Source organism: Isoptericola sp. NPDC056134 (assembly GCF_042264825.1).
Lineage (GTDB): Bacteria > Actinomycetota > Actinomycetes > Actinomycetales > Cellulomonadaceae > Isoptericola > Isoptericola nanjingensis.
Window position 1 is genome coordinate 1 of the sequence record NZ_JBHJVM010000071.1, and the last position, 1154, is coordinate 1154.

Here is a 1154-nt window from a genome sequence, read left to right on the forward strand (position 1 = left end):
CCCATGCACAGGGGCCAGCCGAAGAAGCCGGGCTCCTTGATGAGGTTCCACTCGGCGATCCCGGCCGGGCCGCGGTTGGCCAGGTTGTCCGACCCGTTGTCGGGCGAGTAGTCGGCGACGCCGAGGTTGCCGGTCTTCGCGTCGATCGTGAACCGGAACGGGTTGCGGAAGCCCATCGCGTAGATCTCCGGCAGCGTCTTCTCGGTGCCCGGGGCGAACAAGTTGCCCTCGGGGATCGAGTACGTGCCGTCGGCCTCGGGGTGGACGCGCAGCACCTTGCCGCGCAGGTCGTTCGTGTTCGCGGACGTCGCGCGCGCGTCGTGCCACGTGCCGTCCCGCTCCGAGATCGGCGCGTAGCCGCCCGACGGCTCGGAGTGCGGGTTCACGTCGTCGCCGACGCCGATGTACAGGTCACCGGTCTCGTGGTCGACGAGGAGGCCGCCGCCCGTGTGCCCCGGCTCGTCGGGCAGGCGCCCGGCCGGGATCTCGAGGAGCACCTTCTCCGACGCCGGGTCGATCACCGTGGAGCCGGGCCCCTCGGAGGAGACCGTGAACCGCGAGACGCGGCTGAAGAAGTTGGCCGGGTCGGAGTCGTTCGAGCTCGCCGGCGAGTAGTACTGGTACAGGTACCCGTTCTCGGCGAAGTCCTTGTCGAGCGCGATGCCGAGCAGGCCGTCCTCGCCGCCCGAGTACACGGGGATCGTGATGGCGGTCGTGGTGTTCTGCGTCCGCGGGTCGTACACGCGGATCTGCCCGCGCACGAGCTCGGTGTAGAACACGCGGCCGTCGGGCGCGACGTCCATGCCGAAGGGAGCGCTCGTGTTGGAGTCGAGCGCGATCTTCTCGAACGAGCCCCAGTCGGTGCCGCCGCAGTCGCCCTCGACGAGGCCCGCGGCCCACTGCACGCCGCCGACGATGTGCTGCACGAGGTCGGGCTCCTGCGTGTAGTGCGCCCCGAAGTGGCCCATGCCGGTCATCCAGGCACGGCCGCCGTCGTAGGGCTTGCACCAGGAGATCGGGTGGTCGTAGCCCATCTTGTTGCTGCCCGCGTCGTACGTGGACTCGTCCATCGTGGCGAGCACGTGCGCGCTGCCCCGGACGTTGGCCGAGTAGTTGTACCACTCGTCCGCGCGCGTCCAGCGCTGGGACAGGTG

1 protein-coding gene is annotated in these 1154 nt (G+C 69.9%); it reads right to left on the reverse strand.

The window, feature by feature from the left end; genetic code table 11:
* Positions 1-1154 (reverse strand): ThuA domain-containing protein (locus tag ACFCZN_RS21305; protein ID WP_430558093.1); only part of this gene is annotated, 1154 nt, incomplete at both ends.